At 70.8% G+C, this 18510-nt stretch carries 15 protein-coding genes and 1 riboswitch; of the genes, 7 read left to right on the top strand and 8 right to left on the bottom strand.

The genetic code is table 11. The features are described from left to right. Nucleotides 1-105 precede the first annotated feature (105 nt). Nucleotides 106-528 carry a DUF485 domain-containing protein gene (locus ADK36_RS34325; RefSeq protein ID WP_048580271.1) on the top strand — a complete coding sequence of 141 codons (423 nt, stop codon included), beginning with the start codon at nt 106-108 and terminating at the stop codon, nt 526-528. Then, complete coding sequence (locus ADK36_RS34320) at nt 525-2108, top strand: solute symporter family protein (protein WP_048580270.1); 1584 nt, start codon at nt 525-527, stop codon at nt 2106-2108. Before ADK36_RS34325 ends, ADK36_RS34320 begins: the two co-directional genes overlap by 4 nt. 163 nt (nt 2109-2271) lie before the next feature. Here the strand turns inward: ADK36_RS34320 and ADK36_RS34315 are convergent, their stop codons facing one another. From ADK36_RS34315 to ADK36_RS34300, 4 genes are all read right to left on the bottom strand, one after another. Further along, nucleotides 2272-2952, bottom strand: coding sequence for a response regulator (locus ADK36_RS34315; RefSeq protein ID WP_048580269.1), 681 nt, complete (start codon nt 2950-2952; stop codon nt 2272-2274). Further along, a complete protein-coding gene (locus ADK36_RS34310) occupies nt 2949-4625 on the bottom strand; it encodes a sensor histidine kinase (protein ID WP_048580268.1) in 1677 nt (558 codons plus the stop codon). Before ADK36_RS34310 ends, ADK36_RS34315 begins: the two co-directional genes overlap by 4 nt. A 166-nt stretch (nt 4626-4791) precedes the next feature. After that, a complete protein-coding gene (locus ADK36_RS34305; RefSeq protein WP_048580267.1) occupies nt 4792-5736 on the bottom strand; it encodes a sucrase ferredoxin in 945 nt (314 codons plus the stop codon). A gap of 98 nt (nt 5737-5834) precedes the next feature. Then, a complete protein-coding gene (locus tag ADK36_RS34300) occupies nt 5835-7091 on the bottom strand; it encodes a citrate synthase (RefSeq protein WP_048580266.1) in 1257 nt (418 codons plus the stop codon). Nucleotides 7092-7199: 108 nt separating this feature from the next. On the opposite strand from ADK36_RS34300, the gene ADK36_RS34295 reads away from it, so the two are divergent. Then, complete coding sequence (locus tag ADK36_RS34295; protein WP_048580265.1) at nt 7200-8366, top strand: citrate synthase/methylcitrate synthase; 1167 nt, start codon at nt 7200-7202, stop codon at nt 8364-8366. 107 nt (nt 8367-8473) lie between these two features. Here ADK36_RS34295 and ADK36_RS34290 read toward each other — a convergent pair whose 3' ends face one another. The 3 genes from ADK36_RS34290 to ADK36_RS34280 form a co-directional block, all read right to left on the bottom strand. Beyond that, nucleotides 8474-8710 carry a hypothetical protein gene (locus tag ADK36_RS34290; protein WP_048580264.1) on the bottom strand — a complete coding sequence of 79 codons (237 nt, stop codon included), beginning with the start codon at nt 8708-8710 and terminating at the stop codon, nt 8474-8476. Between the two features lie 298 nt (nt 8711-9008). After that, nucleotides 9009-9245, bottom strand: a complete 237-nt coding sequence (locus ADK36_RS34285; protein ID WP_107083637.1) for a hypothetical protein — start codon at nt 9243-9245, stop codon at nt 9009-9011. 134 nt (nt 9246-9379) lie between these two features. Continuing rightward, on the bottom strand, nt 9380-9931 hold the full coding sequence (locus ADK36_RS34280; protein WP_048580263.1) for a DUF6082 family protein: 552 nt from the start codon (nt 9929-9931) through the stop codon (nt 9380-9382). Between the two features lie 319 nt (nt 9932-10250). Here ADK36_RS34280 and ADK36_RS34275 point away from each other — a divergent pair, with 319 nt between their 5' ends. Beyond that, complete coding sequence (locus ADK36_RS34275; protein ID WP_053200245.1) at nt 10251-11387, top strand: CobW family GTP-binding protein; 1137 nt, start codon at nt 10251-10253, stop codon at nt 11385-11387. Here ADK36_RS34275 and ADK36_RS34270 read toward each other — a convergent pair. Continuing rightward, the gene (locus ADK36_RS34270; protein WP_048580261.1) at nt 11384-13840 is read right to left on the bottom strand and encodes a DNA gyrase/topoisomerase IV subunit A; all 2457 of its coding nucleotides are present in this window, start codon (nt 13838-13840) and stop codon (nt 11384-11386) included. The two genes, ADK36_RS34275 and ADK36_RS34270, sit on opposite strands and share 4 nt — an antisense overlap. A gap of 547 nt (nt 13841-14387) precedes the next feature. Here ADK36_RS34270 and ADK36_RS34265 point away from each other — a divergent pair. The 3 genes from ADK36_RS34265 (at nt 14388) to ADK36_RS34255 (ending at nt 18374) form a co-directional block, all read left to right on the top strand. Beyond that, a complete protein-coding gene (locus ADK36_RS34265; RefSeq protein WP_048580260.1) occupies nt 14388-15743 on the top strand; it encodes a M16 family metallopeptidase in 1356 nt (451 codons plus the stop codon). Then, nucleotides 15740-17128: a M16 family metallopeptidase gene (locus ADK36_RS34260; RefSeq protein WP_048580259.1), complete on the top strand. Its 1389-nt coding sequence runs from the start codon at nt 15740-15742 to the stop codon at nt 17126-17128. Before ADK36_RS34265 ends, ADK36_RS34260 begins: the two co-directional genes overlap by 4 nt. Before the next feature lie 249 nt (nt 17129-17377). Then, nucleotides 17378-17575: riboswitch (cyclic di-AMP (ydaO/yuaA leader) on the top strand. Nucleotides 17576-17588: 13 nt separating this feature from the next. Beyond that, complete coding sequence (locus ADK36_RS34255; protein ID WP_048580258.1) at nt 17589-18374, top strand: M23 family metallopeptidase; 786 nt, start codon at nt 17589-17591, stop codon at nt 18372-18374. Nucleotides 18375-18510 lie beyond the last annotated feature (136 nt).

Raw genomic sequence — 18510 nt, 5'->3', positions numbered from 1 at the left:
CGGCGTGTTCGCCGCTGGCGGCTGCCGCTTCACTCCATCACCTGATGGAGTGAAGCCCGGCGAGAAGCCGAGTCGGGGATCTTTCCGTTCTGTCCATGCTTGGGCATGTACTCAGACGATCCCTGGTACGACGCCCTCGCCTCCGGATGGGGGGAGACGGACGCCACGGACGCGCCGAACGCCGCTCCTCCCGTCGCGAGTGAGGTGTACCTCGAGGTACAGCGCAGTGCGGCCTTCCAGGAGGTGCGCAGCCGGTACCGGAGGTTTGTGGTGCCGGCCGTCGCGGTGTTCCTTTCCTGGTATGTGGCGTACGTGGTGGCCGCGACGGCCGCGCCGGGGCTGATGGCCCGGCCCGTGGCGGGTGCTGTGAACGTGGCGATGGTCGCGGGGCTCGGACAGTTCCTCACCACCTTCCTGCTCACCTGGGCCTACGCCCGTCATGCGCGGCTGCGCCGGGACCGGGCGGCGCTGGAACTGCGCTGGGAGACGCAGGAGTTGACGCGCGTCACCAGAGGCGGTGCCTCGTGACGGACGATCACCAGACCCTGGCGCTGCTCCTGTTCAGCGTGTTCGTCGCGATCACGCTGGCGATCACGACGTGGGTCAGCCGCAGCCGGCATGGCTCGGCGGAGGAGTTCTACGCGGGCGGTCGGCTCTTCTCGCCCATGGAGAATGGTTTTGCCATCGCGGGCGACTACATGTCGGCCGCCTCCTTCCTCGGCATCTCCGGGCTCATCGCCCTCTTCGGCTACGACGGGATGCTGTACTCGGTGGGCTTCCTCGTGGCCTGGCTGGTGGTGCTGTTCCTCGTCGCCGAACTGGTGCGCAACTGCGGGCGGTTCACGCTCGCCGACGTGGTCGCCACGCGGATGAGGGAGCGCCCCGTGAGGATCGCGCTGGGAACTTCCTCGGTCACCGTGTCCGTTCTGTATCTGGTGGCGCAGATGGTGGGCGCGGGCGCCCTGGTCGCGCTGCTGCTCGGGGGCAAGGGCGAGGCGACGCAGACGTGGACCGTCATCTGCGTCGGTGCGCTCATGGTGATCCATGTGTCGTTGGGAGGGATGCGGGCCACCACCTGGATTCAGATCGTCAAGTCGGTTCTGCTGCTCGGCGGCACCCTCGCGTTGACCGCGCTCGTCCTGGTGCGCTTCCACGGCGACTTCGACCAACTGCTCCTCACGGCGGCCGAGCGCAGCGGTCACGGCGAGGCGTTCCTGGCGCCCGGGCTGAAGTACGGCGGGGACTGGACGGCTCGGCTCGACTTCATCAGCCTGGGCCTCGCACTGGTCCTGGGCACCGCCGGGCTGCCGCACATCCTGTCCCGCTTCTACACCGTGCCCACCGCACGCGCGGCACGGCGCTCGGTGGTCTGGGCGATCGGGCTCATCGGCGGCTTCTACCTGATGACCATCGTGCTGGGCTTCGGCGCGGCCGCGATCGTCGGGCCCGAGGCCGTACGGGGGTCGAACGCGGCCGGTAACACGGCCGTTCCGCTGCTCGCCCTCGACCTCGGCGGCGGCGCCGACTCCACCGGAGGAACGGTTCTCTTCGCCGTCGTCGCGGCCATCGCCTTCGCCACGATCCTCGCGGTGGTCGCCGGGATCACGCTCTCCTCCGTGGCCCACGATCTGTATGCCTCGCTACGGCGTCGGCGCGCCGAGCCCCGCAGCGAAGTGGCCGTGGCGCGCGTCGCCGCCGTCGGCATCGGCGTCGTCGCGATCGCCCTCGGACTGCTGGCCCGCGACCTCAACGTCGCCTTCCTGGTCGGCCTCGCGTTCGCCGTCGCCGCGTCCGCCAATCTGCCCGTGCTGCTCTGCTCACTGTTCTGGCGGGACTTCACCACGCGGGGCGCCGTATGGGCCGTCTACGGCGGACTGGTCCCAGCCGTGGTGCTGGTGGTGCTCTCGCCGGTGGTGTCGGGCAGCCCAGGATCACTGTTCCCCGGCGTCGACTTCCAGTACTTCCCCCTGCAGAACCCGGGCCTGGTCTCGATCCCGCTGGGCTTCCTCGCGGGCTGGCTCGGCACGGTCACCTCGGCCGAGATCCCCGACGAGGCCAAGCACGCGGAGACCGAGGTGCGGTCGCTGACAGGGGCGGGGGCGGTCTGACGGGCTCCGCGGGAGCGGTCTGACGGTACCGGGAGCTGTCCGGCGGCGGCCGTCCCACCCGAGCGGCTCACGCAAGCTTCCGGGCCGTCGGCTGATATTTGGGCGGCCGGCATCCGTATGAAGGAGGGGCACGGTTCCTTCCCCCGCTCCCACGGGCCGTGTCTCAGGCGCGGGTCGCCCACACATACCGGTGTTCCGGGCGGCCCGCGTCCCCGTACTTGAGGGTGAGCCGGGCCCGTCCCGTGCGCTCCAGGAGCTTGAGGTAGCGCTGGGCGGTCTGGCGGCTCACTCCCGTCCGCTCGGCGATCTCCTGGGCCGACAGCGGGCCTTCGGCGTTCATCAGGGAGCGGCGTACGAGTTCCGCGGTGGTGGGGGAGTGGCCCTTGGGCAGGTCGGGCTCCGACGACGCGGACAGGGCGCCGAAGATGCGGTCGACCTCGGCCTGTTCCGCCTCACCGCCGCCCTCCAGGGTCCGGCGCAGCTCCGCGTACGCCTCCAGCTTGGCGCGCAGCCCCGCGAAGGCGAACGGCTTGACCAGGTACTGCAGCGCGCCGTGCCGCATGGCCGCCTGGACCGTCGTCACGTCCCGCGCCGCCGTCACCATGATCACGTCGGCTTGGTGGCCGCGCCGGCGCATCTCCTGGACGACCGACAGACCCGTCTCGTCGGGCAGGTAGTGGTCCATGAGAACCAGATCCACGCGGGGCAGCTCCTCGACCTGGCGGAGCGCCTCGGCCGCGCTGTGTGCCTCGCCGGCCACGTGGAAGCCCGGCACCTTCTCGACGTAGGCGCAGTTGACGCGCGCGACGCGCGTGTCGTCGTCCACGACCAGGACCTCGATCATCGCGACTCCTCCTCGGCGACGGGCTGCGCATCTGACGGCACGGTGAGGGCGGGTTCCAGGTCCGACTCGGCCAGTGCCTCGGGCAGGACGACGGTGAACTCCGCGCCTCCGCCGTCCGCCTCACCCACCGTCGCGCTGCCACCCTGCCGTTCGGCGAGCCTGCGCACCAGGGAGAGCCCGATGCCGCGCTCGCGGTGAGCCGGCGGCTGTTTGGTGGACCACCCCTCGGTGAAGATCAACTCGCGCTGCTCCTCCGGGATTCCCGGACCGGTGTCGCGCACCCTGAGGACCGCGGTACGCCCCTCGGCCCGCAGTTCGACCTCGACGCGCGCGTGCGGGGTGCCCGCGACGGCGTCAAGGGCGTTGTCCACCAGGTTGCCGACGATCGTGACCAGGCCCCTGGGGTCGATCAGCCGGTCCGGGAGCCCGGTGCGGTCCGCGAGGCGCAGCGCCACGCCCCGCTCGGCGGCCACGGTCGCCTTGCCGACCAGCAGGGCGGCGAGCAGGGGGTCCTGGATCTTCTCGGCGACCTGTTCCGCCGTGGCCCGGTGGTCACCGACCACCTCCCCGACGAACTCCACGGCGTCGTCGTACATCTCCAGCTCGAGCAGTCCGAGCAGCGTGTGCATGCGGTTGGCGTGCTCGTGGTCCTGGGCACGCAGGGCGTCGATCAGGCCGCGCGTCGAGTCGAGTTCCCGGCCCAGCTGCTCCAGCTCGGTGCGGTCGCGCAGGGTGGCGACGGCGCCTCCGTCGTCGGTGGGCATGCGGTTGGCGACCAGGACGCGGTGGCCGCGGACGGTGAGCAGATCGGTGCCCGTGACCCGGCCGGCGAGCACGTCGGTCGTACGGCCCTCACCGAGTGCCTCGTCGAGGGACCGGCCGACGGCCTCGTCACCGATGCCGAGGAGCCGCCCCGCCTCGTCGTTGAGGAGGCGGATGCGGCCGGTGCGGTCCAGGGCGACGACGCCCTCCCGGATGCCGTGCAGCATCGCCTCGCGCTCCGAGAGCAGCCCCGAGATGTCCGAGAAGGCCAGGTCCCGGGTCTGCCGATGGACCCGGCGGGAGATGAGCCAGGCGGCCAGCGCGCCGACCGCCAGGGCGCCGCCCGCATAGGCGAACAGCTCGGGGATCGTGTGCAGCAGCCGGGCCCGCACGCTGTCGTACGCGATGCCGACCGAGACCGCCCCGACGATCCTGCCGTCGTCGTCGCGCAGCGGCACCTTGCCGCGGGCGGTGCGGCCCAGGGTGCCGTCGTCGATCTGCATGACCTCGTGACCGGACAGGGCCTGGCCCGGGTCGGTCGAGACGGTCCTGCCGATCTCGCCGGGGGTGGGGTGGGACCAGCGCACCCCGCGCCGGTCCATCACGACGATGTACTCGGCCTCGGTGGCCTTACGGATACGTTCCGCCTCCCGCTGGACCGGTCCGCCGACCGTCGCGGGAGTGCTCGCGAGGTCCTCGGCGATCTGCGGCTGGGCGGCGGTGGTCTGCGCGATCGACAGCGCGCGGCGCATCGCCTGGTCGTCCAACTGGTCGCTGAGCGGAGCGAGGAACAGCCCGGTCGCGAGCACCGCGACTCCCGCGGCGATCGCCACCTGCATCAGCAGCACCTGGGCGAACATCCGCCGGGGCAGACCGAGGCGCAGGCGACGTGCGGGGGGAGTGGGGCTCATACCCATGACGGTACGTGGACGTGCGGGAAGTCCCGTAGAGGGGTGTGGTGTGGATCTCTTGATCGGGTCGAGCAGCCGGTCAACGTGGTGGGACCAGGTCAATGTGGTCGGACCAGGTCAACGTGGCGCAACCCCGGTCCACCTGATCAACTTACGAGTGCCGTAGTCATCGTGTTGCGATTGCCCCGGTCATCGTGAGCTCGCGCACCGCCACCACGTCCATCCGCGCGGGCGAGCCGAGCACCGACCCGCAGCTCTCGGGGCGGGGCGGCAGGGAGGCGCCCTGTGCCACGACGACCCGCCAGTGACGTCCGTCGGTGTGGGCGACCGTCACTTCCCACCGCGGGGCCGCGCCGTCCGTCCGCACGATGCTCAGGGCCTCCGCGGCATCCTCGCCGGTAGCCCCGCGCACAGCCAGCTCGGCCGCCTGGCCCGGCCGCTCCCATGCCGAGTTCCCACGGCACCCCTCGACGACGATCCGGCCCTCCTGGACGCTGTGCAGCACCTCCTTGACCGCGTGGGCCCGCGCCCGGCCATACGCATAGCCGTACGGCAGCACCAGCAGCGTCGGTGAGAACCGATGTCCACCCAGATGGGTGACCTCCCAGACGCCTTCCACACCGGCGGCGGCGAGCTGGGCCGCTAGAGGGCGCCCGAGGAGTGCGCAGCAGCGGTCCCGCTTGCCGTTGGTGCAGACGAGCGCGAGAGGGTCGCCTGTGTGGGGGCGTCCCTTGAGCACCGAGTCGAAGGTGTGGTGGTCGCCCATGCCGAGGGCGGCGAAGTCCAGGTCGAGCAACCGCGCGGGGTCGCGGACCGTGGCGGCGTGCAGCCATACGTTTCCGGGCACGGTGTGGGCGGCGTAGACCTGCCGCTCGGCGGTGGTGCCACAGTCGGCGTGCCGGCCGGGGCGGCGAATCAGGGCGACACGTACGCCCGTGCCGTTCGCGGCCGCTTCCAGGGCTCGGCCCAGCGCCGGATCCAGGTGGCTCTGCGTGAGCGCCTTGGCACCCCACGGACCGGGCTGCTCCACCAGCAGCCAGGTCGTCGCGGTCGCCGCGGTCCCCGCGATGGGCTCGTCGAGGTCCCGCGAGACGGTTGAGCACGTACTCACAGAGGTGAGCCTAACCTGACTTGAGTGGAGGCGGCGGGTCGAGGGGCGCCCCTCGACCCGCGGGAACGCGCTCCCGGCCGATCCGGAAGGCGCTCCGTCTACTCCGGCAGTGGCTGTGGCGGTTTCGGCCCCGTGTAGATCCCGCTCGGTCGCATGCGCAGCGGCCGCTCGCCGTACTCCTCCAGGGCGTGGGCGATCCAGCCTGCCGTGCGGGCCACGGCGAAGATCGTCTCGCCCGCCGTGTGGGACATGGCGGAGGACGCCGTGAACACGGCCAGGGCCAGGTCGACGTTGGCGTGCAGCGGGGTGTGGCGGGCGGCCGTGGCGGCGATGTCGCGGGCCGCGGCGAGGGCGGGTGCGGAGCGGGGGATCTCCTCCAGGAGTCCGAACAGGACACGCGCGCGTGGGTCCTCGCCGGGATAGAGGCGGTGGCCGAGCCCTGGAATGCGTCGGCCGGCCCGCAGTTCCTCGGCGATGACGGGCCCCGCGTCGCCCCGGTCGAGGACCTCCATGATCAGCTTGTGGGCGAGGCCGGCGGCGGCTCCGTGCAGGGGGCCCTCGAGTACGCCGAGCCCGGCGGAGACGGCCGCGTAGGCGTGTGCGCGGGCCGACGCGGCGACCCGCACGGCGAGGGTCGAGGCGGCCAGGTCGTGATCGACCAGCAGGGCGAGGGCGGTGTCCAGGACGCGCAAGTCGGCCTCGTCGGCCGGCCGTCCGCTCAGCTGTCCCCACAGGCGGTGCGCGATGGACCCTTCGTCGCGGTAGGCGTACCGCGACGGCGTGAGAGCGGCGACGAGGGTCGGGATGAGGACGCGCGCGGTACCGAGTACCGCCTCCTCGGAGAGGTCGAAGCGCAGGGGGTCCGCGGCCGAGGCTGCGATCGCCGCGACCCGCAACCGGTCGGTGGGACCGACGTGTTCGGGCAGGGCGTCGGCGGCGCGACGGGCGGCGGTGACGGAGACCTCGGGGGCGGTGAAGGTGACGCCACGGCGCAACGCACCGGTCCACAGCCACTCGGCCACCTCTTCGTAGGAGTGGCGGGCGGCCAGCTCGGTCGCGTCCACGCCCCGGAAGTAGTAGCGGTCCGTGTCGATGAACGTGAGGCGGGTCCGGACGGACAGCTCACCGCCCGACCCTGAACTGCCCGCGCTTTCCCGCCTGTTGCGCCGGGCGAGCGCCTCCACCTCCTCGGCGTCGAAGGTGCTGGCCCGGCCGCCGGACACGCGGCGGCTGCTCAGGTGTCCGCGGCTCACATACGCGTACACGGTCTCGGGCTTCACGCCGAGCAGTTCGGCGGCCTCCTGGGTGGTCAGCCGCCGCCCTGCCGGGCCGGGGCCGGGTTCTTGATCGCGCATGGGGTCACCGTATCCAGGACGCCGTACATTGATCTGTGTATTGATCGAATCAATATTGACAGGAATTAAGTCAAGCATGGACAGTCGAATCAAGTCCAGGGAGGAATCATGTCCGTCAACAGGTCAGCAACCGCGCTCGTCGAGGTGCCGCGTGGACTCGCAGGCGTCGTCGTCACCGACACCGAGGTCGGCGATGTCCGAGGGCTCGAAGGCTTCTATCACTACCGCCAGTACTCGGCCGTCGAACTCGCGCAGACCCGCCGCTTCGAGGACGTCTGGCATCTCCTGGTCCACGGTGAACTGCCGGACGCCGAACGCTCCGCCGCCTTCGCCGCCGAGACCGCCGCGCTGCGGCGGCTGCCCGACGAGGTGCGGGCCGCGCTTCCCGCGATCGCGGCGGCGAGCGGAGGGTCCGGCCCGTTGGCCGGGCTGCGCACCGCGCTCTCCCTGCTCGGTGCGGCCCGGGGCTTCCGGCCGGTGTACGACATCGGCGCCGACGCGCGCCGTCGGGACACCCTCGTCGCGGCCGGGGCCGTACCGACTCTGCTCACCGCCCTGCACCGGCTGGGTGCGGGGCTTGATCCCGTCGAGCCGCGCGAGGACCTGTCGTACGCGGCGAACTACCTGTACATGTTGACGGGAGCCGAGCCGGATCCGGGCCGGACGCGGGCCGTCGAGCAATACTTGATCTCAACCATTGACCACGGATTCAATGCGTCAACCTTCACGGCCCGCGTCATCACCTCCACGGGAGCGGACATCGCGGCCTGCCTGGTCGGAGCCGTGGGCGCGCTGTCGGGGCCGTTGCACGGAGGTGCGCCCAGCCGTGCGCTGGACACGCTGGACGCGATCGGCACGCCCGACCGCATCGACTCCTGGATCCGCGAACGCGTCCTCGCCGGCGACCGCATCATGGGCTTCGGCCACCCGGTCTACCGCACCGAGGACCCCCGGTCCCGGATGCTTCGCGACATCGCCGAGGGCTTCGGCGGCCCGCGCGTCGAGTTCGCCGTGGAGGTCGAACGCCGCGTCGAGGCGATCCTCGCCGAACTGAAGCCCGGCCGTGAGCTGCACACGAACGTCGAGTTCTACGCGGGCGTGGTCATGGAGCTCTGCGGGCTGCCGCGCGAGATGTTCACACCGACGTTCGCCGCTGCACGGGTCGTGGGCTGGAGCGCCAACATCCTGGAACAGGCACAGGACTCGAAGATCATCAGGCCGGTGGCGCGGTATGTCGGGCCGGGGGCGCCGGCGAGGGTGCCGCAGGTGGCCTGACCTGTACGACAGGTGGCCTGACCTGTACGAGGGGCCCGGCTCCGTACGGCAGCCGGGCCCTGTCCGCCGCCGGTGATCCGACGGCGGTCAACCTGAGTGGAGGGGATCTACCTACTGATCACGTTGATCGTCACGTTCGCGGCGGCATCCCCGAGGAAGACGGCGCCGCCGAACGCCGCCACGGCGCTGACGTGCTCGGTCTGGCCCGTGACGATCAGCAGAACGATGCTGATGGCCGCCAGCAGGGCGATCGCGCCCGGCAGCAGCTGGAAGATCCGCCTCACGGGTCGCTGCTGCTCCGTCGGCTGGGCTGCGGTACCGTCGTGCGGCGTCGGGTTGGACATACGGGACTCCTTGAGCTGGGTCTTCGGGATGATCGGCCCGGCCTCGGGGAGCCCTCTGCGTGGCACTCGTCGCTCGCCAAAGTCATCGAGTGCCGCGATCGGAAGGGGGCTCCCCTCGGTACGGCGGGGGGACCGTGAAGCGGCACCGTACTTCGTCTGCCGCAGGAATTGCGGGTCACCGACTAGTTGTGGTGGCCCTTGCCGTAGGTGTCATCCGTGCCTGGGGGTGAGGGCAGATGACAGGTCCTACCGCGTGCCCCGGACGCCCGCGAGTGACGAGCGGATCCGGGACGCTCCGTCATGCCTCGGGAATGTCGCCCTTGGCTCGGATGAGTGTCTCGCGGCTGACGACGACGATGCGTTCGTAGTCGGCGCGGGAAGCGTCGGCGGGCAGTTCCCGCTCCAGTGTTTCAGTGGCATCGGTCCCGATGACGGCGAAGTTGCCGTCGCTCAGCTCGAACACGTCCGGGCAGTTGGCTCCCGAGGCACTGCCACGGGCACTGGGAGGCACACCGATGCGGCGCACGATTTTCAAGGGCTACCGATCCTTACGAAGGGTTTGGCAGGTGGTTTGGTCGGCAGCACGTTACTGGGATTCCTGAGGAGTATCGGCAAAGTCGCGCGACTCGTGTCGGTGCGTTGACCGCGGCCACTTCCTGCCGAAGTGTGTTATGCGGGCGGCGGGTCCCCCACCACCCACCACTCGTCCGTGTCGGCATCCTCGATGTCCCTGATCAGACTGTCGACCATGCGGCCGATCCGGGCCTCGTCGGACGAGTCCTTCAGGGTCGCGCGCTGCCCCTTCGACGCCTCCCAGTACTCACGCATCAGGGGGTTCTGGAAGAGCTCACGCGCATGCCCGTAGAACTCCTCCTGGTCGAGCAGTCCTGCTCGATAGAGGTGGTACAGGTTGATGTACCAGGCGTTGGCGTAGAAGTACTGCCGCCGCTTCTCCGCCGGGATGTCCGGGGCGTACGTGTCGATCACGGCGGCCAGGGAGGGATTGTCGATCGCCCTGGACAGCAACTCCCAGTGCATACGCTGCTGATGTGCCAGGGCCCGGCGGCGGGAGGCGAGTTCCTCGAACTCCAGACGCCTCACCTGCAACCTCTCCGCTTCGAGGCGTCGCTGGCGCGCGGCCAGCGTCATCCCGGCGGTGACGAGCATCAGACCTGCCGCGGCGGAGCCCAGCCTCCCCGCGGCGTTCCTTTTAGTGGCCATGTCAACCCCCGAATCAGGCGGCCGTCCGCCGGTCGTCGGGGTGCGGGTCGACGGGAGGGACCGGCGAGCGGTGGGCGGCGCTTGCCGTCTCCCAGAGTGCCGAGCGGCTCTGATCGGCGGGGAGGCGGAGAGGAGGCGCACGGAGGGAAGCGAGGGTCGCACACTCCGGCGCCATGCCCAACGTCTGCCCGGCAAGTGCTGCTAACAATCGTTCACTTCGCGGTGATTCTTCCGGCTCGTATCCTGGGTCGGCATTCAACCTTCGTACGTGCGCCGACCCGCGAGCCGGTGCACCCGTCGGCGTGAGAGAGGTCGCACGTTGAGCCAGCCGAACCCCGGTCCGCAGCAGATTCCGGTCGTCGTCCTTGCCGGATTCCTCGGTTCCGGCAAGACGACTCTGCTCAACCACCTCCTCCACCGCAGCGGAGGCACCCGCATCGGGGCCATCGTCAACGACTTCGGCGCCATCGAGATCGATGCCATGGCGGTCGCCGGCGCGCTGGGCGACTCCACCGTCTCCCTCGGGAACGGCTGCCTGTGCTGTGCGGTCGACGCCAGTGAGCTGGACGTCTACCTGGAGCGGCTTGCCCGGCCGTCCACCGGCATCGACGTCATCGTCATCGAGGCCAGCGGGCTCGCTGAGCCCCAGGAACTGGTACGCATGGTGCTCGCCAGTGAGCATCCGGGCATCGTGTACGGCGGGCTGGTCGAGGTGGTCGACGCCGCCGAGTTCGCCGACACGCGCGCGAAGCACCCCGAGATCGACCGGCACCTCGCCCTCGCCGACCTCGTCGTGGTCAACAAGCTCGACCGGGCGGCGGACGGTGAGCGCGTGCTCGATCTGGTCCGCGGGCTCACCGACCGCGCCGCCGTCGTTCCCGCCACCTACGGCCGAATCGACCCCGAGTTCCTCTTCGACTGCCGCCCCAGCGAGGAGCGCATCGGGCAGCTGTCCTTCGACGACCTGCACGACCACACCGGCGAACCTTCCGGCGCACACACCTGCGCCGACAACGGCGAGGACAACGGCGACGACACGGACCGCGCCCACCACGGTCACCTGCACACCGGCTACGACAGCGTGTCCTTCGTCTCCGAAGTCCCCCTTGATCCACGCCGGTTGATGGGGTTCCTGGACAGCAGGCCGGAGGGGCTGTACCGGATCAAGGGGTACGTCGACTTCGGCCCGTATGACACCGCCAACCGTTACGCCGTCCACGCCGTCGGGCGCTTCCTCCGTTTCTACCCGGAGCGGTGGAAGGCCGCCGACGCGCGCCTCACCCAGCTGGTCCTCATCGGCTCCGGCATCGACGCCTCCGCCCTCGGCAAGGAGCTGGAGGCATGCAAGAGCGACGCCCCACATGTCGACGAGCATGGCATGTGGGGCGTTCTGCGGTACGTACCGGAGACGGAGGAAGGGACCCCCGCCCCCGAGGAGGCCCAGACCGTTTCCTAGACCGGACCGGCCACCACCGACACCGTCTTCGGCAGTGACACGCCCGAGCCGTCGCGGCGCGGGTCGATGTCCGGGAGCTCGGCCGGAGTGCCGTTCTTCTGCGCGGCCCGTGCCGGGACGGCGCCCGCCCAGGCCAGGGACAGACAGTCCTCACCCTTCAGGAACCGCTGGCAGCGCACACCACCGGTGGCGCGACCCTTGCGGGGGTACTGGTCGAACGGGGTCATCTTGGCCGTCGTCTGGACCGAGTCGTCCAGCGTGCCCCGCGAGCCCGCGACCGTGAACACCACCGCGTCGACCGCGGGGTCCACCGCCGTGAAGGAGATCACCTTCGCGCCCTCCGTGAGCTTGATGCCCGCCATGCCGCCGGCGGCGCGGCCCTGCGGGCGGACCTGCGAGGCCTGGTAGCGCAGCAGCTGCGCGTCGTCCGTGATGAAGACCAGGTCCTCCTCGCCGGTGCGCAGCTCGACCGCGCCGGCGATCCGGTCGCCCTCCCTCAGCGTGATGACCTCCAACTCGTCCTTGTTGGACGGGTAGTCGGGCACCACACGCTTGACGACACCCTGTTCCGTGCCGATCGCCAGGCCCGGGGACGACTCGTCGAGCGTGGTCAGACAGATCAGGGTCTCGTCGCCCTCCAGGGAGACGAACTCCGCCAGCGGCGCGCCACCCGAGAGGTTCGGTCTCGACGCCGTCTCCGGCAGCTGCGGCAGATCGACGACATTGATCCGCAGCAGACGTCCCGCGGACGTCACCGCACCCACCTCGCCACGGGCCGTGGCCGGCACCGCAGAGACGATCACGTCGTGCTTGGAGCGCCTCGCCTCGCCGTCCTCCGCGAAGGGGTCGCCGTTCGCCGTACGGGCCAGCAGGCCCGTCGAGGACAGCAGCACCCGGCACGGGTCGTCCGCCACCTGGAGCGACACGGTGGTGACCGGCGCACCCGCCGACTCCAGCAGCACCGTACGGCGCTCGGTGCCGAACTTCTTGGCGACCGAAGCCAGTTCGGCGGAGACCAGCTTGCGCAGCTCCGCGTCCGAGTCCAGGATCCGGGTCAGCTCGGCGATCTCCTCGTTGAGCCGGTCCTTCTCCGCCTCCAGCTCGATGCGGTCGTACTTGGTGAGCCGGCGCAGCGGCGTGTCGAGGATGTACTGCGTCTGGACCTCGCTCAGCGAGAAGCGCTCCATCAGGCGCTCCTTCGCCTGTGCGGAGTTCTCGCTGGACCGGATCAGACGGATGACCTCGTCGATGTCCACCAGCGCCGTGAGCAGGCCCTCGACCAGGTGCAGCCGGTCGCGACGCTTCGTACGGCGGAACTCGCTGCGCCGCCGTACGACCTCGAAGCGGTGGTCGAGGTAGACCTCCAGGAGTTCCTTGAGGCCCAGGGTGAGGGGCTGGCCGTCGACCAGCGCGACGTTGTTGATGCCGAAGGACTCCTCCATCGGCGTCAGCTTGTACAGCTGCTCCAGGACGGCCTCCGGGACGAAGCCGTTCTTGATCTCGATGACCAGACGCAGGCCGTGCTCGCGGTCGGTGAGGTCCTTGACGTCGGCGATGCCCTGGAGCTTCTTCGAGCCGACCAGGTCCTTGATCTTGGCGATCACCTTCTCCGGGCCGACCGTGAAGGGCAGTTCGGTGATGACGATGCCCTTGCGGCGGGCGGTCACCGTCTCCACGGACACGGTCGCGCGGATCTTGAAGGTGCCACGGCCCGTCTCGTACGCGTCCCGGATGCCGGAGAGGCCGACGATCCGGCCGCCGGTGGGCAGGTCCGGGCCCGGGACGTACTTCATCAGGGCGTCCAGATCCGCGTTCGGGTAGCGGATCAGATGGCGGGCGGCCGCGATGACCTCGGAGAGGTTGTGCGGCGGCATGTTGGTGGCCATGCCGACGGCGATGCCGGAGGCGCCGTTGACGAGGAGGTTCGGGAAGGCGGCGGGCAGGGCCACCGGCTCCTGCTCCTGGCCGTCGTAGTTGGGTGTGAAGTCGACCGTGTCCTCGTCGATCGACTCGGTCATCAGGCTCGTCGCCTGGGCCTGCCGGCACTCGGTGTACCGCATGGCCGCCGGCGGGTCGTCGTTGCCCAGCGAGCCGAAGTTGCCGTGGCCGTCGACCAGGGGGACGCGCATCGAGAAGGGCTGGGCCATACGCACCAGGGCGTCGTAGATCGACGCGTCGCCGTGCGGGTGCAACTTACCCATGACCTCGCCGACGACGCGGGCGCACTTCACATAGCCGCGGTCGGGGCGCAGGCCCATCTCGTTCATCTGGTAGACGATGCGGCGGTGCACCGGCTTGAGGCCGTCGCGGGCGTCCGGCAGGGCCCGGGAGTAGATGACCGAGTACGCGTACTCGAGGAAGGAGCCCTGCATCTCGTCGACGACGTCGATGTCGAGGATCTTCTCCTCGTACGAGTCGTCGGGCGGCGGGTTCTTCGTGCTGCGGCGGGCCATCGCTGCCGGCTCCTCTGGTTCTGGTCGCTCGAGCGTTTGCGGTATCTGACGCGGACCATTGTGGACCGCGGCACTGACAACCACCGACCAGGACCCGATGTTGGGCTCCGGCCCGGCGTCGGAGAAGTGTCGCCGACGCCCGGCCCTTCCCGCGACACAGGGGCGGGCGGGGCGCGAACCGCCCTGGCCGAGGCCACGCTTGCGACCGGCGGAACCGAAGGCAAGCGCGCGCCGCGAGACCGTTCACTCGGCGGAGTGATCGCCGGGCACAGTCCCAGGTCGCGGGGAGGGCGCGTCCGTGTCGGCGTCGCGAGCGCCGCCGGAGCGGGCGTGGCCGACCCCGCTCGACAGGGGCCGCGGGACAGAACGGCGAGCCGAGCCCGACCGTCGTTCCTGACGGCGCCCCCGGCTCGTGTGCGCCTTCGTCCGGGCACGGCGTTCTGACCGGGAACTTCGCCGACCCTTCGGACGCTGCATACAGTGGCAGGAACTGAGCACGAACTGCTCGACACAACGCAGTGCACGCGACCGGAAGGACACCTTGCCCATGGGTCACACGGCCACACCGGAGGCACAATCCGGCGGCCTCACCGCGACGGAGCACCGCCTGGCCAACGGCCTGCGCGTGGTGCTCTCCGAGGACCACCTCACGCCGGTCGCCGCGGTCTGTCTCTGGTACGACGTCGGCTCCCGTCACGAGGTCAAGGGCCGTACCGGACTCGCCCACCTCTTCGAGCACCTGATGTTCCAGGGATCGAACAGCGTGAAGGGCACGGGCCACTTCGAGCTCGTCCAGGGCGCGGGCGGCTCACCGAACGGCACCACCAGCTTCGAGCGCACCAACTACTTCGAGACCATGCCCGCCCACCAGCTGGAGCTCGCGCTGTGGCTGGAGGCCGACCGCATGGGCAGCCTCCTGGTGGCGCTCGACGAGGAGGGCCTGGAGAACCAGCGCGACGTCGTCAAGAACGAGCGTCGCCAGCGCTACGACAACGTCCCCTACGGCACGGCGTTCGAGAAGCTGACCGCCCTGTCGTACCCGGACGGGCACCCCTACCACCACACGCCGATCGGCTCGATGGCCGACCTGGACGCGGCCAGCCTGGAGGACGCCCGCGCGTTCTTCCGCACGTACTACGCGCCCAACAACGCCGTCCTGTCCATCGTCGGTGACATCGACCCGGAGCAGACCCTCGCCTGGGTCGAGAAGTACTTCGGTTCCATCCCGGCTCACGACGGCAAGCCCGAGCCGCGCGACGGCTCACTGCCCGACACCATCGGCGAGCAGCTGCGCGAGGTCGTCGAGGAGAACGTTCCCGCGCGCGCGATGATGGCCGCCTACCGGCTCCCGACGGACGGCACGCGCGAGTGCGACGCGGCCGACCTGGCGCTGACCGTCCTCGGCGGTGGCGAGTCCTCCCGTCTCTACAACCGGCTCGTGCGGCGCGACCGTACGGCCGTGGCGGCCGGGTTCGGCCTGCTGCGCCTGGCCGGGGCGCCCTCCCTGGGCTGGCTGGACGTGAAGACCTCCGGCGATGTCGAGGTCCCCGTCATCGAGGCGGCCGTCGACGAGGAGCTCGCCCGGTTCGCGACGGACGGCCCGACCGCCGAGGAGATGGAGCGCGCGCAGGCCCAGCTGGAGCGCGAGTGGCTGGACCGGCTCGGCACCGTCGCGGGCCGGGCCGACGAACTGTGCAGGTACGCCGTCCTGTTCGGCGACCCGCAGCTCGCCTTCACCGCCGTGCAGCGCGTCCTCGCCGTCACCGCCGAGGAGGTCCAGGAGGTCGCCAAGGCGCGTCTGCGGCCCGACAACCGCGCGGTGCTCGTGTACGAGCCGGTCGCCGACGAGGCCGACGACGCGGAAGCCCCCGCCACCGACGAGAACGAGGAGTCGGCGCAGTGACCGAGCTCGCCAGCATGGAGTTCCACCCGCAGCCCCAGGCCGGCGAGGCCCGGCCCTGGGCGTTCCCGGCGCCCGAGCGCGGCAAGCTGGACAACGGCCTGACGGTCCTGCGTTGCCACCGCCCCGGCCAGCAGGTCATCGCCGTCGAGGTGCTCCTGGACACGCCCCTGGACGCCGAGCCGAAGGGCTTGGACGGCATCGCCACGATCATGGCGCGGGCCCTCTCCGAGGGCACCGACAAGCACACCGCCGAGGAATTCGCCGCCGAGTTGGAGCGCTGCGGCGCCACGCTCGACGCGTACGCCGACCACCCCGGCATCCGCGTCAGCCTCGAGGTGCCGGTCTCCCGTCTGCCGAAGGCGCTGGGGCTGCTCGCCGACGCCCTCCGGGCGCCCGCCTTCGACGACGCCGAGGTCGAGCGCCTGGTGCGCAACCGGCTCGACGAGATCCCGCACGAGCTGGCCAACCCCTCGCGGCGCGCCGCCAAGGAGCTCTCCAAGGAGCTGTTCCCGGCGGCCTCGCGCATGTCGCGCCCGCGCCAGGGCACCGAGGACACGGTCGCGGGCATCGACTCGGCGGGCGTACGCGCCTTCTACGAGCGGCACGTGCGCCCCGCCACCTCCACCGTCGTGGTCGTCGGCGACCTGACCGGCGTCGACCTCGACGCCCTGCTCGGCGACACCCTGGGCGCCTGGACCGGCTCCCCGGCCCAGCCCCGCCCCGTCCCGCCGGTCACCGCGGACGACACCGGGCGCGTCGTCATCGTGGACCGACCCGGCGCCGTGCAGACGCAGCTGCTGATCGGCCGTATCGGCCCCGACCGGCACGACCGCGTGTGGCCCGCGCAGGTGCTCGGCACCTACTGCCTCGGCGGCACCCTCACTTCCCGCCTGGACAAGGTTCTGCGCGAGGAGAAGGGCTACACCTACGGTGTGCGCGCGTTCGGGCAGGTCATGCGCTCCGCTCCGGACGGCACGGGCGCGGCGATGCTCGCCATCAGCGGCTCCGTCGACACCCCGAACACCGGTCCGGCGCTGGACGACCTCTGGAAGGTCCTACGCGGGGTCGCCGGTGAGGGGCTCACCGACGCCGAGCGGGACTTCGCCGTGCAGAACCTCGTCGGGGTGGCCCCGCTGAAGTACGAGACGGCCGCCTCCGTGGCGAACACGCTGGCCGACCAGGTCGAGCAGCATCTGCCCGACGACTACCAGGCGAAGCTGTACCAGCAGCTCGCCGCGACCGGCACCGTCGAGGCCACCGCGGCGGCCGTGAGCGCCTTCCCGGTGGACCGTCTGGTGACGATCCTCGTCGGCGACGCGGCCGCGATCCGGGAACCCGTCGAGGCCCTCGGCATCGGCGAAGTCACCGTCGTGGCAGCCGAGTAGAGGACCGAGCAGAGGACCGATAAGAGGTCCGAGCCGAGGACGACACCGCGCCGGCGACGGCACGCGTGCGTGAGGGGCCCTGGTGACTTCGGAGTCACCAGGGCCCCTTTATGCCCGAATTGAGGGAGAGGTTGCCTGTCTGGCCTGTGGGATGCGCTACAAAAACCCCGATCCGTTTGGGGATTGAAAGTGGCGCCGCTTAGCGTCTTCCGGGCTGTCCGTCAGGCATTGCGCCGCGCCCGCGGCACCGGACAGTCATCGCCGAGTCCCCGTACGGCGCGAGCCAGGGGAGCCGGGGACCCGCCCTCCTGCCGCTGCTATCGCGGCTGGAGGGGCCCAAGTAGTCCCTGGGGTGAATCGGACGCCCGCGCAGCCGCGAGGGGGCCCGTAGGAGACCTTCCTGCTCCGAACCCGTCAGCTAACCCGGTAGGCGAGAAGGAAGGAAAGGACCAGCCACTACATGGCGTTCACCTGCGCCACCGGGAAGAACCGCGCCTCCGGCAAGCACCGTCGCCCCGGCCGGTTCGAGCGCACCACCGCCCGTGCGGCGGGCGTCGCCGCTCTCACCGCCACCGGCGTCATAGGCACCCTGGCCGCTCCGGCGCTCGCCGCCGAACCTGCCGCCGAGCAGACCGGCCTCATACCTGTCATCACCGTCGACGACACGCTCGCCGACCAGATCGACGCCCAGGCCGCCGCCCAGCGGCAGGCCGCCCAGGAGGCCGCTGCCAGGAAGCAGGCCGCCGAGGAGGCCGCGCGCAAGAAGGCGGCCGAGAAGGCCAAGCAGGAGCGGGAGGCCAAGGAGCGCGCCGCCCGCGAGGCCGAGCGCAAGCGCCTGCTGTCCTACGTCGCCCCGATCTCCGGCTCCTACGTCTCCACGGGCTACAAGTCCGGCGGCGCCGTCTGGTCCTCCGGCAGCCACACCGGCGTCGACTTCCACGCCGCCAGTGGCACGTCCGTCCACGCGGTCGGCTCCGGCACCGTCGTGGAGGCCGGCTGGGGCGGGTCGTACGGCAACAACATCGTGATCAAGATGAACGACGGCACGTACACCCAGTACGGCCACCTGTCGTCCATCGGCGTCTCGGTGGGCCAGACCGTCACCCCCGGCCAGCAGATCGGCCTGTCCGGCGCCACCGGCAACGTCACCGGACCCCACCTGCACTTCGAGGCCCGCACGACGGCCGAGTACGGCTCCGACATCGACCCCGTCGCCTACCTCCGCTCGCACGGCGTGAACGTCTGACGTCCCCACCGCGTCTCCAGAGGACCTGCTTCCCCGAAGCCCCGGCTCCCCGAGCCGGGGCTTTCGGTGTTTCCGGGACGGATCGACTGTCCAAAAAATATCCATGGATTCCGGCCCGCCGTCGGAAATTCCGGCC

Origin of the sequence: Streptomyces viridochromogenes, assembly GCF_001270495.1 — a bacterium.
Classification (GTDB): Bacteria; Actinomycetota; Actinomycetes; order Streptomycetales; family Streptomycetaceae; genus Streptomyces; species Streptomyces viridochromogenes_A.
The sequence above is the reverse complement of the archived record's forward strand: the minus strand, read 5'-3'. Positions and strand labels throughout refer to the sequence as shown.

What these genes read in the sequence shown, in the direction of transcription:
- ADK36_RS34325 (WP_048580271.1), top strand. Translation starts at nt 106, where the DNA reads ATGTACTCAGACGATCCCTGGTACGACGCCCTCGCCTCCGGATGGGGG.
- ADK36_RS34315 (WP_048580269.1), bottom strand. Translation starts at nt 2,952, where the DNA reads ATGATCGAGGTCCTGGTCGTGGACGACGACACGCGCGTCGCGCGCGTC.
- ADK36_RS34310 (WP_048580268.1), bottom strand. Translation starts at nt 4,625, where the DNA reads ATGAGCCCCACTCCCCCCGCACGTCGCCTGCGCCTCGGTCTGCCCCGG.
- ADK36_RS34300 (WP_048580266.1), bottom strand. Translation starts at nt 7,091, where the DNA reads ATGCGCGATCAAGAACCCGGCCCCGGCCCGGCAGGGCGGCGGCTGACC.
- ADK36_RS34295 (WP_048580265.1), top strand. Translation starts at nt 7,200, where the DNA reads ATGTCCGTCAACAGGTCAGCAACCGCGCTCGTCGAGGTGCCGCGTGGA.
- ADK36_RS34290 (WP_048580264.1), bottom strand. Translation starts at nt 8,710, where the DNA reads ATGTCCAACCCGACGCCGCACGACGGTACCGCAGCCCAGCCGACGGAG.
- ADK36_RS34280 (WP_048580263.1), bottom strand. Translation starts at nt 9,931, where the DNA reads ATGGCCACTAAAAGGAACGCCGCGGGGAGGCTGGGCTCCGCCGCGGCA.
- ADK36_RS34270 (WP_048580261.1), bottom strand. Translation starts at nt 13,840, where the DNA reads ATGGCCCGCCGCAGCACGAAGAACCCGCCGCCCGACGACTCGTACGAG.
- ADK36_RS34265 (WP_048580260.1), top strand. Translation starts at nt 14,388, where the DNA reads ATGGGTCACACGGCCACACCGGAGGCACAATCCGGCGGCCTCACCGCG.
- ADK36_RS34255 (WP_048580258.1), top strand. Translation starts at nt 17,589, where the DNA reads ATGGCGTTCACCTGCGCCACCGGGAAGAACCGCGCCTCCGGCAAGCAC.